Raw genomic sequence first — 14999 nt, 5'->3', positions numbered from 1 at the left:
CCACGTTCACGCCCCGGGTTCGAACAGCCGCCAGTTCCCCTCGGAGACGATCTCGACGGCGCCGTCGGTGACCTTGACGGCGGTCTGGGCGTCGATGGCGTACGCCGGGCCCGCCATCCCGGCGGCCCACCGTTCCGCCTCGGCCATGGTGTTCTCCGGGCAGCCCAGGTGCGGGAAGAGGGAGAAGTCGACGAGTCCCAGTGCGGCGTCGCCGCCGGTGGGAGGCTCCCAGCCGACGAAGAAGTCGCCCACGCGGGGAGTGAGCGCCATGCTCCCGGCGCTGAGCCCCACGTAGACCGTGTCGTGCAGCGTCGGGAGGAGGTCGGCCAGTCCGGACTCGCGCATCCAGTGGCACAGGTACAGCGCGTCGCCGCCGTTCACCAGCAGGGCGTCCGCCGCCCGGACCCAGGAGACCCAGCGCTCCCGGTCGATGCCGGGCAGGGCGGTGAGCTCCAGCACGCCCACCGACCGCCACCCCAGCCCGGTCATGGGGCTGGGGGCCTGTCCGCTGATGAAGCGCCAGGGCATGCCCGGATCCGCGTACGGGCCCCCGTAGCCGGCGGTGGGAACGCAGAGGGCGTCGGCCTCGGCGACGGGCTTGCCGAGGAGCTCGACCAGTGCCGCCAGAATGCTTTCGTTCCGGACACCGGAGTCGGTGAGGAGCAGCTTCATCGAACCCCCGCTGGGTAGGGTCACCGTTCGATGGCAGGATAGGCGGTGAGCGATAGAATCGTGCCATGTCCGCCGACATCGACTTCCTGCCCACCCGCCCGCACCGGGTCGTCGTGCTCGCCCTCGACGGGGTCTACCCCTTCGAGCTGGGGATCCCGAACCGCGTCTTCCCCTGCGTGCCCGGCGCCTACGACGTGGTGACGTGCGCGGCGACGGCGGACCGTACGGTGGCGACCAGCGCCGACTTCACCGTCACCGTCGGGCACGGGCCCGAGGCGCTGGAGAGCGCGGACACGGTGGTCGTACCGCCGTACGACATGGCGCGGATCACGCAGGAGCTGCCCGGACCGGTCGCCGCCGCGCTGGCGCGGATCCGGCCCGGGGCCCGGATCGTCTCCATCTGCACGGGGGCGTTCGCGCTCGCGGCGGCCGGGATGCTCGACGGGCGGCCGGCGACGACGCACTGGGCGCTGGCGCCGCGGTTCCGGCGGATGTTCCCGTACGTCGACCTGGATCCGGACGTGCTGTTCATCGACGACGGTGACGTCCTGACCTCGGCGGGCGCGGCCTCCGGCGTCGACGTGTGCCTGCACGTCGTGCGCTCCGACCACGGCAGCGCGGTCGCCAACAGCGTGGCCCGGCAGTGTGTCGTACCGCCGTGGCGGGACGGCGGCCAGGCGCAGTACATCGAACTGCCGGTGCCGGACGAGGGGGCCACGGGCACGGCGGCCACCCGGGCGTGGGCCCTGGAGAACCTGGAACGGCCGCTCGCGCTGCGGGAGTTGGCCGAGCATGCCCGGATGAGCCGGCGCACCTTCGCCCGCCGGTTCCAGGAGGAGACGGGGACCAGCCCCGGGCGCTGGCTGATCCAGCAGCGGGTACGGCGCGCCCGCGACCTCCTGGAGACCAGCGAGCTGTCGGTCGACCGCATCGCCGCCGAGGTCGGCTTCGCCACCGGCACGTCACTGCGGCAGCACCTGCACGCGTCGATCGGCGTCTCCCCGCAGGCCTACCGCAACACGTTCCGGGCCACGGCGGTGAGCAAGGCCTGAGCGGCGGGCGCGGGCGCGCCGGCCCGCGTCGGCGCCCGGGGCGTCCGCGGTCGCCGCGAGGGCGGCGGCCTCACCGGACCGGACCGCACCAGGGGCGGGGCCGTCGTCACCGGGCCGGGATGTCTCCGCTCCTCGCCGGGGGCGTGGAGACGAGCCGGAGAGCGGGCCGCCGGTCGAGAATGTGGGTCATATCATCCGTGCGTATGGAGAAGGCGCGGCAGCAGCTGGACGAGACCGACGGCCGGATCGCCGCCGCGATGCTGGCCTCGCCGCGTGCCTCCTGGCGTACGGTCGGCCGGGTCCTCGGGATCTCGGAGCGGACCGTGGTGCGGCGGGCGGCGCCGCTCTACCACGACGGCACGCTGCGGGCCACGGCCGTCCGCAACCCGGTGTGCTTCCCCGACCTGATCCCGCTGGCCCTGCGCATCCGGTGCAAGCCCAACCGGATCGGCGCCATCGCCGCCACCCTGGCCCGCCGCCCCGACACGATCTGGGTGGACGTCCTCGGCGGCGGCGACGAGATCTGCACGATCCTGTTCCTGGACGGGCCGGACGCCCGCAACAACCTGCTGCTGCGCGACCTGCCGGCCACCGCGGCGGTGCAGTCGTGGACCTCGCACGCGCTGCTGCGGGTCTTCCAGGCCGGTTTCGACTGGAGCGGCGGCCTGCTGTCGGAGGCGGAGCTGGCCGGTCTGCGCCCGGAGCCGCCGCAGGCCGCCCCGCGCCCCGCGCTCACCCCCGCCGACCACCGGCTGGTCGCCGGGCTGGTCGAGGACGGCCGGGCCTCCTACACCGACCTCGCCCGCCGCGCCGGGGTCAGTGCCCTGACCGCCCGCCGGCGCCTGGAGGCGCTGGCGGGCGGCACGGTCCTCAGGCTCGCGACCGAGGTCGATCTCGCCCGGCTGGGCATCCGTACCGAGGCGCTGTTGTGGATGACGGTCGCCCCCGGCGGTCTGGAGAAGACCGGCCGGCGGCTGAGCCGCCATCCACAGGTGCGGTTCGCCTCGGCCACCACCGGCTCGGCCAACCTGCTCGTGGCCGTCGCCGCGACCGACCTCGACGCGCTCTACCTCTTCCTGAGCGACACGATCGGTGCCCTGGAGCACGTCTCCACGATGGAGGTCACGCCCATCCTGACCGGGGTCAAGCGGACCGGACTGGTCCGGCCCGGGAGCCTGTGACCGCCGACCGGCTGCGGACTACTTGCCGGGGCACTGCTTCCAGGCCAGGTGGTAGACGGTGCTGATCTCGCCGTCGGTGGAGTCCATGGTCATGAAGCTGACCTTGCCGGGGTTCGCGCTGCCGGCGCTCACCCGCAGCTCGGTGTTGATGTTGAAGTTGCGCTGGACCCCGCAGGGCGCCCAGACCAGCTGGGCCCAGTCGGTGGTGTCGGTGGCCTGCCAGTTGTCGTTGTAGGGGCCGCTGAAGGGGTGGCTCGCGGCGGCCGTGTTCGACGAGCCCTGGAAGTAGTACGAGGCCCGCTGGGTGCCGGTGGCGCCCGGCTGGAGCGACGCGAAGCCGCGGTAGTCGGCGCTGGCGATGGCGTAGGTGAAGCCGCCCGGCACGTGGACGACCAGGTTGAGCTGGCAGTTGCGGCGGAAGGCGGTCGGGTCGGAGTTGCCGCCGGCCTGGGCGAGGTAGGCGCTGTAGGTGACGGTGAAGGCCTCGTTGTCCTCGGACACGGCGACGGCCGTGGTCCCCTGCGGACAGCCGGAGCCGTTCACCGTGGCGACGTTGATGACGATCTTGTCCGGCGGCGGGTCGTCGAAGACGGGCGACGACGAGGCCTGGGCCTGAGCGGGCAGCCCGGCGGTGAGCAGCGCGGCCAGCGCTCCGCCGAGCAGGAGTCCGTGTCTCCTGGGTCCCATGATTTCTCCGGTTCGGTGATTCGAGTGGGGGGTTGCACCCGCGGCCGTCCGGGACTCAGCTTCTTGGTTCACCTTTGAAGAAACTGTGTGTTTCCTGTGAAGGCCGGGGCGCTCGCATCGTAGGAACCCCCACGCGAACCGGTCAGGGCGAACTCCGGCCATTCACAGTCCCGGATTTCACACCCCGGCGAAGACTCAGGGGTTCTCCCAGGCCGCCGGTTCCGCCGCCAGGGCCCGGACCGGCTCCGGCAGGGCGTCCGCCGCGATGTCCGCCACCGTGACGCCTTCGAGGATCCTGCGGACGTTGGCGCGCAGGGCGATCCACAGGGGCAGCAGCGGCTGGGCGGTGCCGGTGTAGGCGAGGCCCGTCGGGCGTTCGCCGCGCACCGAGACGATCGGGCCGTCCACCGCGCGGATCAGGTCGGCCACGGTGATCGCGGACGCCTCCCGGGCCAGCCGGTAGCCGCCGCCCCCGCCACGCCGGCTGTCGACGATCCCGGCGCGCCGGAGGTCACCCAGAATTCCCTCAAGGAACTTGTGCGGGATGTCCTGGGCGCCGGCGATCTCCTCCGCCTTCACGGGGCCCTCCCCCTGCCGTACGGCGAGCTCCAGAACCGCCCGTACCGCGTAATCCGCTCGTGCCGAGATCCTCATGCGTCCATTGTGGGGCGTCCTCCCGTGGACAATGGCCGCACCCGCGCCCCGTAAGATCGCCCGGGAGGATCCCTTGGCGCTCAGCAGACGTACCTTCAGTGCCCTCGCCGGCTCGACCGCGCTCGGCTTCGCCCTGGGCGGCAGCGGCGGCCCCGGGGCGCCCGCGGCCTACGCGGCACGCAGTGTGCCGACCGGCCCGGCACCGGCCGCGCCGAGAGCCGACGGCCGCCGGCACACCATCGGCTACGACCAGTACTCCCTCGTCGTGGACGGGCGGCGGCTGGTGGTCTGGTCCGGCGAGATGCACCCCTTCCGCCTCCCGAGCCCGTCCCTGTGGCGGGACGTCCTGGAGAAGATGCGGGCGCACGGCTACAACACCGTCAGCATCTACGCGGCCTGGAACTACCACTCCCCCGCGCCCGGGACCTACGACTTCACCGGCGTCCGCGACCTCGACCTGTTCCTGCGCACCGCCGCCGAGGCCGGGCTGTACGTCATCGTCCGCCCCGGCCCCTACATCAACGCCGAGGTCGACGCCGGCGGCTTCCCCGGCTGGCTCACCGCCACCGCGGGCGCCGCCCGGGGCACAGACCCGACCTACCTCGGCCACGTCGACCAGTGGCTGACGGCCGTCAACCGCATCGTCCGCCGCCACCAGCACACCGACGGCGGCGGCACCGTCCTGCTCTACCAGATCGAGAACGAGTACGACGGCCACGTCACCGACCCCAGCGGCCCCGCCTACATGTCCCACCTCTACAAGAAGGTGCGGGCCGACGGCATCGACGTCCCCCTCTTCCACAACGACAAGGGCCGCAACGGCTACTGGATCCCCGGCTCCTTCGACACCGGCGGCGAGAAGGGCAAGTGGCTGTACGGCTTCGACGGCTACCCCTCGCCCTCCCAGCCCCCGCCGGACTGGGGCGACTTCGGGATCGGCGGCCTCAAGGGCGGCGCGACCGCGAGCCCGCGCACGCCCGGGTTCGTGCCCGAGTACGGGGGCGGCTGGTTCGACCCGTGGGGCGGCGTCGAGTTCGGCGGCAAGGGCTACGCCGAGTCCCGGCGCACCCGGGACGCGGCCTACGAACGCCGTTTCTACCTCACCAACCTCGCCAACGGCCTCACCCTCCACAACGTCTACATGACCTACGGCGGCACCACCTGGGGCTGGCTGCCGGCGCCGGTCGTCTACACGTCGTACGACTACGGCGCCGCCATCGACGAGGCCCGCAACGTCACCACGAAGATCGCGCCGATGCACCAGCTCGGCCACCTCCTGCAACGCGTCCCGGACTTCGCGAAACTGGACCGCGCGGCCGACGTCCACGTGGCCGGCCTGAAGGCGTACCACCTCACCAACCCCGACACCCAGGCGCACGTCTACGTCCTGCGCAACGACGGCGCCGAAGAGGTCACCTCCACGCTGCGGACCGCCGACGGCGACGACGTGGACCTCACCGTCGCGGCCCACGACGCCCGGCTGATCACCACCGGCCTCTCCCTCGGCAAGCGGAGGCTGCGCTACTGCACCGCCCAGCCGATGTTCGTGCTCACCGCGGGACGCCAGGACATCGCCCTGTTCACCGGCCGCTACGGCGAGATGGCACACCTCGTGCTGGAGTGCCCGACCGAGCCGTTCGTCCAGCGCCTCGACGCCGAGGCGGCCTGGGTCTACGACCAGGGCGTCCTGCACGTCACCGCGCCGCTCGGGCAGGGCGGACTCACCCGGGTCCTGGTCCAGCGCGGCGAGTCCGACACCCCGCTGCTGCTCCTCTTCGCCGACGACGCGACCTCCGTCCGGCTGTTCCCGTACGACACCCCGTCCGGCACGCTCCTGGTCTACGGCCCCGCGCTGCTGCGCCACGCGAAGCTCGACGGGTCGGCGGTCCAGCTCACCGGGGACATCGTCGGGACGAGCGGCGTGGAGGTCTGGGGGCCCCGCGGGATCACCTCGGTCACCTGGAACGGGCAGCCGGTACCGACCCGGGTGACCGTCTCGGAGAGCCTGGTCGCCCTGTCGGAGATGCCGGCGGCACCGCGCCCGGCGCTGCCGGTCCTCACCGGCTGGCGCCGCAGGACCGAGAACCCCGAGGCCGCGGCCGGCTTCGACGACTCGGCATGGCAGGCCGCCGACAGGAAGACGTCGTTCAGCACGACGGCCGTCCCGGCGGGTCAGCCGGTGCTCTTCGCCGACGACTACGGCTTCCACTACGGGGACGTCTGGTACCGCGGGCGGGTGGAGGGCGACCTGTCGGACCTGGAGTCGGTCTCGCTCGCCTACAGCACCGGCACCCAGGGCATGCTGATGGCCTGGCTGGACGGGGTGCCGCTGGGCTCGCACCGGATGCCGGTGCCGGACGCGAAGACGGTACGCAAGGGGAGCTGGGCGGCCACGGCCGAGTTCACCGCGTCCTCAGCCGACGGGCTGAGGAAGAAGCAGCTGAAGAAGGCCGGGCACGTGCTGTCCGTGCTGGTGCGGCGGATGCAGCACGACATGGACGGCGGGTCGCTGGACACCCACAAGGTGGCGCGCGGGCTGACCGCCGTCTCCTTCAAGGGCGCCTCGCCGAAGGTGAGCTGGCGGATCCAGGGGGCGGTGGCACCGGATCCGGTGCGGGGGCCGCAGAACAACGGCGGGCTGTACGGGGAGCGGGAGGGCTGGCACCTGCCCGGCTTCGCCGACGGCGGGTGGGAGGCGGTCACGCTTCCGCGCGCCGACAAGGGGATGGGCGTCACCTGGTACCGGACCGGGTTCCGGCTGTCCGTGCCGGGCGGGGTGGACGCGTCGGTGGGGCTGGTGCTGGAGGACGATGCGGCGCGGGCCTATCGGGTGCAGATCTTCTTGAACGGGTGGAACCTCGGGCAGTACGTCAATGATGTGGGGCCGCAGCATACGTTTGTGCTGCCCAACGGGATCTTGCGGAATCGGGGTTCCAATACGTTGGCGTTGGCCGTGCTTTCGGATGGGACATCCGAGGTCGGTCCTGGGGTGGTACGGCTTGAGTTGCTGGGGAGTGCGGCCGGGGGAGTGGAGGTTTTGGGGGTGGACTCCCCCGGCCGTTAGCTGCGGGTCGTGGGGGCTGAGCGCGCAGTTCCCCGCGCCCCCAAGAGGGGCGCGTTTGCCCTTAGGCCAGTCGAATCACATTCCATGACAAGGGCTCAAGAACGGCCGTGAGTGTGCCGTCGTTCAGCGATGTGCCCTTGGCCGGGTGGGGGGTTACCCGGTCCGGGTCCGTGAGGGTGTTGCGGGCGTCGGGGTCGGTGTCCGCGAGGACGCTGTGTTCCGTGACCTGGGTCAGGGCGAGGCCGCTCAGGGCGATCTCCAGGGGCAGCGGCTCCGTCCGGCTGCGGTTCACGGCGAAGACGGTGACCGTGCCGTCGTCGGCCTTGACCGCCGTGGCGTGCAGGAGGTCCGTCTCGCCGTACTTCTTCGTGTCGTACGTCGGTGAGTCCACGCGGACGTCCAGGACCTGGCCCCTGCCGTACCGCGACGCCTGGGCGAACGGGAAGAACGTCGTCTGGCGCCAGGCCGGGCCGCCGGGCTCCGTCATGACCGGGGCGATGACGTTGACCAGCTGGGCCAGGCAGGCGACCGTGACGCGGTCCGCGTGGCGGAGCAGGGCGATGAGGAGGGAGCCGAAGACCACCGCGTCCAGGACGCTGTAGTTGTCCTCCAGGAGGCGGGGGGCCTCGGGCCAGTCCCGCGCGTCGGAGTTCTCGATCTCGTGCCACCGCGAGGTGTACCAGACGTTCCACTCGTCGAAGGAGAGGTTGATCTTCTTCTGGGACTTCAGCCTGGCGCCCACGTGGTCGCAGGTGGCGACCACGTTCTCGATGAAGGACTCCATGTCGACGGCGGAGGCCAGGAACGAGTCGAGATCGCCGTCCTGGGGCTCGTAGTAGGCGTGCAGGGAGATGTAGTCGACCAGGTCGTACGTCTCCGCGAGGACCGTCGCCTCCCACTCGGCGAAGGTCGGCATGGACTGGCTGGAGGAACCGCAGGCGACCAGTTCCACGGACGGGTCCATCTGGCGCATGGCGCGGGCCGTCTCGGCGGCGATGCGGCCGTACTCCTCGGCCGTCTTGTGGCCGGTCTGCCAGGGGCCGTCCATCTCGTTGCCCAGGCACCAGACCTTGATGCCGAAGGGGTCCTTGTCGCCGTGGGCGGCGCGGAGGTCGGAGAGGGCGGTGCCGGCGGGGTGGTTGGCGTACTCCTGGAGTTCCAGGGCCTCCGCCACGCCCCGCGTGCCGAGGTTGATCGCCATCATGGGCTCGGCCTGCGGGCCGACCTTCTTCAGGAAGGAGATGTACTCGGCGAGTCCGAAGCGGTTGGTCTCCGTCGACCGCCAGGCGAGGTCGAGGCGGCGGGGGCGGTCCTCGACCGGGCCGACGGAGTCCTCCCACCTGTAGCCGGAGACGAAGTTGCCGCCGGGGTAGCGGAGGGTGGTGACGCCGAGTTCGCGGACGAGGTCGAGGACGTCCTGGCGGAGGCCTTCGGGGTCGGCCGTGGGGTGGGTCGGTTCGAAGATGCCGGTGTAGACGCAGCGGCCTAGGTGCTCGACGAAGGAGCCGAAGAGGCGGGGGTTGACTTCGCCGGTGGTGAAGGCGGGGTCGAGGGTGAAGCGGGCGGTGCGCAATTTTCGCCTTTCGGGGTGGGTGATTCTTGATCGTGGGCGGGTGCGGGTGCGTTGTGGCTGGTCGCGCAGTTCCCCGCGCCCCTGGGTTGGCTGCCCCTAAGCAAGTTTCGGCCAGCCGTTCTTTGTCCAACCCAAAGGATTCAGCCCCAGCTTCGGGGTGCCGTTGTCGGTCGCGTCGTAGTAGTGGTAGGCCAGCCAGGTCCTGCCGTGGGTGCGGAATGTCGATTCGCCGCCTGGGCCCACGTAGCGGCCGTGGGAGGACAGCAGCAAGTCGCCGCCTCCGGCCAGCATCGGTGTCCCCGTGCTGTCCGTGTACGGGCCCGTCACCGTTGTCGAGCGGCCCGCTCTGATCTTGTACGTCGAGTTCACGCCCGCGCAACAGGCGTCGTACGAGGCGAAGAGGTAGTAGTAGCGGCCGTGGCGGAGGATCGAGGCGCCCTCGACGGCGTAGGGGGCGTCGGGGCGGGTGGCCAGGTGGGCGACGGTGGCTCCGGGGAGCGCCTTGCCCGTCGCCGGGTCGAGTTCCACCATGCGGATGCCGGTCCAGTAGGAGCCGAAGGCCATCCAGAGCTTGCCGTCGGCTCGGGTGATCGCCGGGTCGATGGCGTTCCAGGGGTCGGCGGTGTCGGAGGTGAAGGCGGGGCCGTGGTCGGTCCAGGTGCCGGGGAGGCCGGTCGGGGAGGTGGCGACGCCGATCGCGGAGTGGTTGGTGCCCCAGGAGGAGACCGCGTAGTAGAGCCAGTAGCGGCCGTCGCGGTAGGAGAGGTCGGGGGCCCAGGGGTCGGCGGTGGAGTTGTAGTCGTACCACCAGCCCGGGGGTGTGGTGAAGGCGTTGCCGGCGTCGGTCCAGTCGCGGAGGTTCGTGGAGAGGCGGGCGCCGATGACGCCGCCCGTGGAGTAGGCGACGTAGCCGCCGGTCCCGAGCTGGAGGACGGTCGGGTCGTGGATGATCTGCTGGCCGGTCAGGGGGAGGGGGTCCGGGTAGCTCTCGGCCGCCTGCGCCGCGTTGGGGAGGAAGGCCAGGAGGGCGGCTGCCGCCACGGCCGTCAGCGCTCTGCGTACGCTCACTGTCCCGCCAATCCCGTGTGGGCGACGCCCGCCACGATCTGCCGCTGGAAGAAGACGAAGACGATGATCAGCGGCAGGCCCGCCATGAGGCCGCCGGCCATGAGCTGGGCCCACTGGATGCCGTAGGAGTTCATGACGGTCGCGATGCCGTTCGGCATGGTCATCAGGTCGGGGTTGTTGGTCACCATGTACGGCCACAGGAAGTTGTTCCACGAGGCGATGAAGGTGAAGATGCCGACCGCGGCGAGGGAGGGGCGGGAGAGCGGGACGACGATGGTGAAGAAGATCCGCCAGCGCCCGGCGCCGTCGATGAAGGCGGCCTCCTCCAGTTCGCGCGGGATGCCCTGGAAGAACTTGTAGAGGATGTAGACCATGGCCGCGGGAGCGCACTGCGGCAGGATCATGCCCCAGTAGGTGTCGACCATGCCCATCTGCTGGACGGTGGTGAACAGGGGGACGCCGAGGACCGCCGGGGAGATCATCAGGCCCGTCATCACCAGGCCCATCAGGACGGTCCGGCCCCTGAACTCGGTGCGGGCGAAGCCGTATCCGGCGAGGGCGGCGACGGTGACCACGACGGCCGTCACCAGGATCGACACCACGAGGGAGTTGACGAACCAGTTGGTGATGTTGCCGGTCTGCCACAGGGCCTTCCAGGCCTGGCCGGTCCAGACCTCGGGCAGCCAGTGCGGCGGGATCTCGGCGGCCTCGGCCTCGGACTTGAACGAGGTGAACAGGGCCGCGGCGATCGGTGCCACGAAGACCGCGGAGACGGCGACGCCGAGGAGGGTCAGGACGATCTGGCCGGGTGTCCAGGGCCTGCGGGTTCGCAGGGGGGTCTTGAGGCGGATCTGCGGGGTGCTCATCGGGTGGCCTCCTCACGGTTGCGCAGCAACGCCATCCGGCCGAGGGCGACGGCGGCGATGATCACGAAGAAGATGACGGACATCGCGGAGGCGTAGCCCACGCGGTAGCTGGTGAAGCCCTGTTCGAGGGTGTACTGGACGAAGCTGCGGGTGGAGAGCTCGGGGCCCGGGCCGAAGTCCATCATCACGACCGCCTGGTCGAAGAGCTGGAGCGAGGCGAGGACCTGGAGCGCGATCACCAGGCCGGTGATGTGGCGCAGCATCGGCAGGGTGATGCGCACCGTCCGGTGCCAGGCGTTCGCCCCGTCCAGCTTGGCGGCCTCGTAGAGGTGGTCGGGGATGCCCTGGAGGGCGGCGAGGTAGAGGAGGAAGGAGAAGCCGACCGTCCACCACAGGGTGGTGATGACGATGGCGAGCATCGCGTACGACTTGTCGGTCAGCCAGGGGGTGCTGAGCCCGAAGGTGTCGTTGAAGAGGCCGATGCCCTGGGTGAACAGCCACTGCCAGATGTTGCCCGCGACCGTGGAGGGCAGCAGGAAGGGGGCGAAGAAGCAGAGGCGCCAGAGCCATTTGCCGCGCTCGATGTGGTGGGCGAGCATCGCGAGCAGGAAGGCGAGCACCGTGATGGCCGGGACGACGAGCAGCGTGAAGTAGGCGCTGTGGCCGAGCGCGTCCCACATCGCCCGGTCGTGCAGCGCCTCGCGGTAGTTGTCGAGGCCGATGAAGTTCGCGCCGTCGCCGGAGATGTTGGCGTCGGTGAGGCTGAGGTAGACCCCGCGCAGCAGCGGCCAGACGACGAAGAGCGCGAACAGTGCCAGGAACGGGGCGACGAACCAGCCCCCGTGCTGGAAGCCCTGCCTGCGGCGGAGGGTCGCGGAGGCGGCGGCGGTCCTCGCCCGCACCGGTGCGACGACGGTCTCTGCGCTGGTCGTCATGTGGCCGTACCTCCCTGCGCGGCGGTCCTGCCGTCCATCGGGTTCTTCGAGGCGAGGAGCTTGACCAGGTGCTTCCGCATGGTCTGCGCGACGGCGGGCGGCTTGGCCGAGCCCATCGTCGAGGAGACGACCACCGGGCCGAGGTCCTGGGCGAGGACGCCGGTGGAGCCCGCGAACCACACCTTCGGCTCGGTGGCCTGGTGGTACATCGCGGAGGCGTACTCGTTCTGCGGGGTGAGCTTCTTGTAGGCGGCGGTGGCCAGCGTCGGCGTGTACGCGGGGATGTGGCCGCCGGCCGCCCACTGAAGCGCGTGGGTGACGATGTAGGCGGCGAGTTCGTGCGCGGCCTCGTTGGTGGCGCCGCCGCGGCCCGACTGGTGCGGCAGGACGAAGGAGTGCGACTCGGCGTGGGTGGCCTGCCTGCCGAAGACGGGCGGCAGCGGGGTCGCGCCGTAGTCCAGCTTCGCGCCGGAGAAGACGGGCACCGACCAGTTGCCCTCCCAGGTGAAGGGGGCGCCGTTGATGAACTGTTCGCCGGTCGGCGCGCCCGGTATGACGTATCCGTCGGTGACGTGCTTGCGGAAGAACTCCAGGACCTGGGTGGCCTTGTCGGTGTCGAAGAGGACCTCGGTGTTGTCGGCGTTGAACCACTTGCCGCCGAGCTGGGTGTAGAAGGCGACGAAGAACCACCACTGGAAGTTCTGGTCGTTGGTCCACAGGCCGATGGTCTGCAGGCCCTTCTTCTGGACCGCTTTGGCCTTCTTCAGGACGTCGAACCACTCGTCGGTGGAGGTGACCGGGATCATCAGGCCGTCGTCGCCCAGCAGGCCGGCCTTCTTCAGGACGTCCTTGCGGTAGAAGCAGAGCTGTACGTGGATGTCGAGCGGGAGGGCGTAGAGCTTGCCGTCGATGACACCGCGGTTCCACAGCGCGGGGTTGTAGTCCGCCTTGCGGACCCCGTACCTGGCGAGCAGGTCCGGGTCCCACGGGTCGAGGAGGCGGCCCGGGGAGAAGCCGGCGACCCGGCCCATGTGCATGACGCCGAGCTCGGGGGCGCGGTTGCCCGCGGCGGCCATGGCAAGTTTGGTGTAGAAGGGGTTGCCCCACTGGAGGGTGGAGTCCTTCACGTCGATGCCGGGGTGTTCTTCACGGAAGGCGTCCAGCATCGCGATCATGTTGGCGCCGTCGCCGCCGCTGAAGAGGTTCCAGTAGCGCACCCGGGTGTCCGCGCCGGAGGCGAGCGCGTCGGCGCCGGTCCCGAGCGCGGCGAAGCCGAGGCTGCCCGCGACCGCCAGCCCGCCTGCCGTGCCCAGTAGTTGCCTGCGATTCAGGCCAGGTCGTCCCATGCCCTGCCCTTTACTGTAGAAGTCCCCATGTGTTCGAAATTTCGGATAGCGCTCGTAACTTCGAACGGGACCGTAAAATCGAAGCGCTTGCGCGTCAATGGGTTGAACAGACTTCAACGGATTTCGGTCCGCACCCCGGCCGTTCCTCCTCCGCGCTCCCCCGACGGCGTTTTCCGGACACAGCGGTCGTTCCCGGTCCCAGGACGGCCGCCGGAGGACTGACGCCGCCAGTTCCGGGCGCGTAACCTCGGACCGGCTGCGCGGCGGGCGGCGGCGGACGGCGGGGAAAGGGGGAGCGTACGACGTGGTGATGACCTTCCTCGGCGAGCTGTACACGTCCTTCGTGTGGATCCCCACCGCGATCCTCGTCGCCGCCCTCGTGCTCAGGCTGCCGACCCTCCTCCGGCTCTGGCGCGACCCGCTGCTTCGCGCGGTCGGCGGGCTGCTGCTGCTCGCCTGCGCCGTGTTCGTGTCCGTGACACCGTCCACGATCGCCTGGACCAACCGGGTCACGGGCGTGCCCAACATCTCGGCACCCTGGGTCTACTCGCTGCTGACGGCGTTCAGCGCCTCGGGGCTGTTACTGATCATCGCCTGGCGGGGCGGCCCGGCCGACCGCTCGGCCGCGACCCGGCGCGCCAGGCGCTGGGTGATCTCCGTCTACTCGGGCGTGATCGTGGCGCTGTGGGTGCTGTTCGCCCTCGCGGACGTGCCCGTGGAACGGCTGCGGGACCTCGACACGTACTACGCCGACACGCCGTTCATGCGCGAGGAGATCCTGCTCTACCTGCTCGCCCACACGGTGGCCGTGGCGATCACCTCGTGGCTCGTGTGGAACTGGGTCCGCACCGACGGCCTCGGCGCCCGGCTGCGCTGCGGGCTGAGGTTCCTGGGGGTCGGCTACGGCCTGAACCTCGTCTTCGACCTCGCCAAGTTCACCGCTGTGGCGGCCCGTTGGACCGGGCACGACCTGGACCGGCTCAGCACGGACGTCGCCCCGCCCGTGGCCTGTCTGTCCGCCATCCTGATCGCCGTCGGCTTCATCCTGCCGCACGCCGGCCAGTACCTGGACGACCGCCGACGCCTGCGGCTCGCCCACCGCGAACTGCGGCCGCTGTACCGGCTGCTGCGGACCGCCCACGGCGACGGCCTCCCCCTGCTGCCGCGCGCCACCCCCGAACTGCGCCTGGTCCGACGGGAGACGTACATCCGCGACGTGCTGCTGCCACTCGACCGGCACCTCGACGACGAGCTGCGCGCCCGGGTGTACCGGGCGGCGCTGCGGCTGGGGTACCCGCCGGCCCGGGCGAGGGCGCTCGCCGCGGCGGTGGCGATCCAGGATGCCCTGGCCGACGGGGGACCCGACGGAGGGCGCTCCGCCCAGCCGGACGGCGCGACGGCGAGCCGCCCCGACATGACGGAGCTGCTCCAGGAGATCGGGGCGGTCTCACGGGAGCTGCGCCACCCCGACGTACTCGACGCCGTACGCATGGCGGCGGGCCCGGCACGGCCGAAGGAGGCCGGCACGGCGGAGGCGGCCGGTTCGGCGAAGGCGGCCGGTTCGGCGGAGGCAGCCCGTTCGACGGAGGCGGCTCGTTCGGCGAAGACAGCCCGTTCGACGGAGGCGGCCGGTTCGGCGGAGGCAGTCCGTTCGGCGGAGGCAGCCCGTTCGACGGAGGCGGCTCGTTCGACGAAGACAGCCCGTTCGACGGAGGCGGCCGGTTCGGCGGAGGCAGTCCGTTCGGCGGAGGCAGCCCGTTCGGCGAAGGCGGCTCGTTCGACGGAGGCAGCCCGTTCGACGGAGGCGGCCGGTTCGGCGGAGGCAGTCCGTTCGGCGGAGGCGGCCGGTTCCTTCCTGCCGCGTCGACGGTGAGGTGGCTGAGGCGGCGTATGGCCTGGCA

At 71.1% G+C, this 14999-nt stretch carries 11 protein-coding genes and 1 pseudogene; 4 read left to right on the top strand and 8 right to left on the bottom strand.

All coding sequences use genetic code 11. From position 1 onward, the window contains the following. Window positions 1-6: 6 nt before the first annotated feature. A complete protein-coding gene (locus ACGF5O_RS00435) occupies window positions 7-696 on the bottom strand; it encodes a Type 1 glutamine amidotransferase-like domain-containing protein (RefSeq protein WP_393807710.1) in 690 nt (229 codons plus the stop codon). A gap of 41 nt (window positions 697-737) precedes the next feature. Here ACGF5O_RS00435 and ACGF5O_RS00430 point away from each other — a divergent pair, with 41 nt between their 5' ends. Next, entirely contained in the window at window positions 738-1724 is a 987-nt protein-coding gene (locus ACGF5O_RS00430; protein ID WP_393807709.1) for a GlxA family transcriptional regulator, read from the top strand. 203 nt (window positions 1725-1927) lie between these two features. Then, entirely contained in the window at window positions 1928-2905 is a 978-nt protein-coding gene (locus ACGF5O_RS00425) for an AsnC family transcriptional regulator (protein WP_393807708.1), read from the top strand. Window positions 2906-2923: 18 nt separating this feature from the next. On the opposite strand, the gene ACGF5O_RS00420 is transcribed toward ACGF5O_RS00425, so the two are convergent. Together ACGF5O_RS00420 and ACGF5O_RS00415 are read right to left on the bottom strand one after the other, a co-directional pair. Further along, window positions 2924-3592 carry a DUF4360 domain-containing protein gene (locus tag ACGF5O_RS00420; protein ID WP_393807707.1) on the bottom strand — a complete coding sequence of 223 codons (669 nt, stop codon included), beginning with the start codon at window positions 3590-3592 and terminating at the stop codon, window positions 2924-2926. A 195-nt stretch (window positions 3593-3787) separates the two neighbouring features. Then, on the bottom strand, window positions 3788-4246 hold the full coding sequence (locus ACGF5O_RS00415; protein WP_093503415.1) for an Rrf2 family transcriptional regulator: 459 nt from the start codon (window positions 4244-4246) through the stop codon (window positions 3788-3790). A gap of 73 nt (window positions 4247-4319) precedes the next feature. Between ACGF5O_RS00415 and ACGF5O_RS00410 the strand changes: the two genes are divergently transcribed. Beyond that, window positions 4320-7310, top strand: a complete 2991-nt coding sequence (locus ACGF5O_RS00410) for a beta-galactosidase (RefSeq protein WP_393807706.1) — start codon at window positions 4320-4322, stop codon at window positions 7308-7310. Window positions 7311-7371: 61 nt separating this feature from the next. Here ACGF5O_RS00410 and ACGF5O_RS00405 read toward each other — a convergent pair whose 3' ends face one another. From ACGF5O_RS00405 to ACGF5O_RS00385, 5 genes are all read right to left on the bottom strand, one after another. Continuing rightward, window positions 7372-8883 (bottom strand): alpha-N-arabinofuranosidase, encoded by a 1512-nt coding sequence (locus ACGF5O_RS00405; protein ID WP_393807705.1) that lies wholly within the window; start codon window positions 8881-8883, stop codon window positions 7372-7374. Window positions 8884-8979: 96 nt separating this feature from the next. Then, window positions 8980-9951 (bottom strand): arabinan endo-1,5-alpha-L-arabinosidase, encoded by a 972-nt coding sequence (locus ACGF5O_RS00400; RefSeq protein WP_393807704.1) that lies wholly within the window; start codon window positions 9949-9951, stop codon window positions 8980-8982. Continuing rightward, window positions 9948-10817, bottom strand: a complete 870-nt coding sequence (locus tag ACGF5O_RS00395; protein ID WP_393807703.1) for a carbohydrate ABC transporter permease — start codon at window positions 10815-10817, stop codon at window positions 9948-9950. Before ACGF5O_RS00395 ends, ACGF5O_RS00400 begins: the two co-directional genes overlap by 4 nt. Then, the gene (locus tag ACGF5O_RS00390) at window positions 10814-11752 is read right to left on the bottom strand and encodes a carbohydrate ABC transporter permease (protein WP_393807702.1); all 939 of its coding nucleotides are present in this window, start codon (window positions 11750-11752) and stop codon (window positions 10814-10816) included. Before ACGF5O_RS00390 ends, ACGF5O_RS00395 begins: the two co-directional genes overlap by 4 nt. Continuing rightward, a complete protein-coding gene (locus tag ACGF5O_RS00385) occupies window positions 11749-13098 on the bottom strand; it encodes an extracellular solute-binding protein (RefSeq protein WP_393807701.1) in 1350 nt (449 codons plus the stop codon). The genes ACGF5O_RS00390 and ACGF5O_RS00385 overlap by 4 nt, the downstream gene beginning before the upstream one ends. Window positions 13099-13408: 310 nt before the next feature. On the opposite strand from ACGF5O_RS00385, the pseudogene ACGF5O_RS00380 reads away from it, so the two are divergent. After that, window positions 13409-14605 (top strand): annotated as a pseudogene (locus ACGF5O_RS00380) (MAB_1171c family putative transporter); the annotation flags it as partial. Window positions 14606-14999 lie beyond the last annotated feature (394 nt).

The sequence above is a fragment of the Streptomyces sp. NPDC048291 genome, assembly GCF_043201715.1.
Classification (GTDB): domain Bacteria; phylum Actinomycetota; class Actinomycetes; order Streptomycetales; family Streptomycetaceae; genus Streptomyces.
The sequence above is the reverse complement of the archived record's forward strand: the minus strand, read 5'-3'. Positions and strand labels throughout refer to the sequence as shown.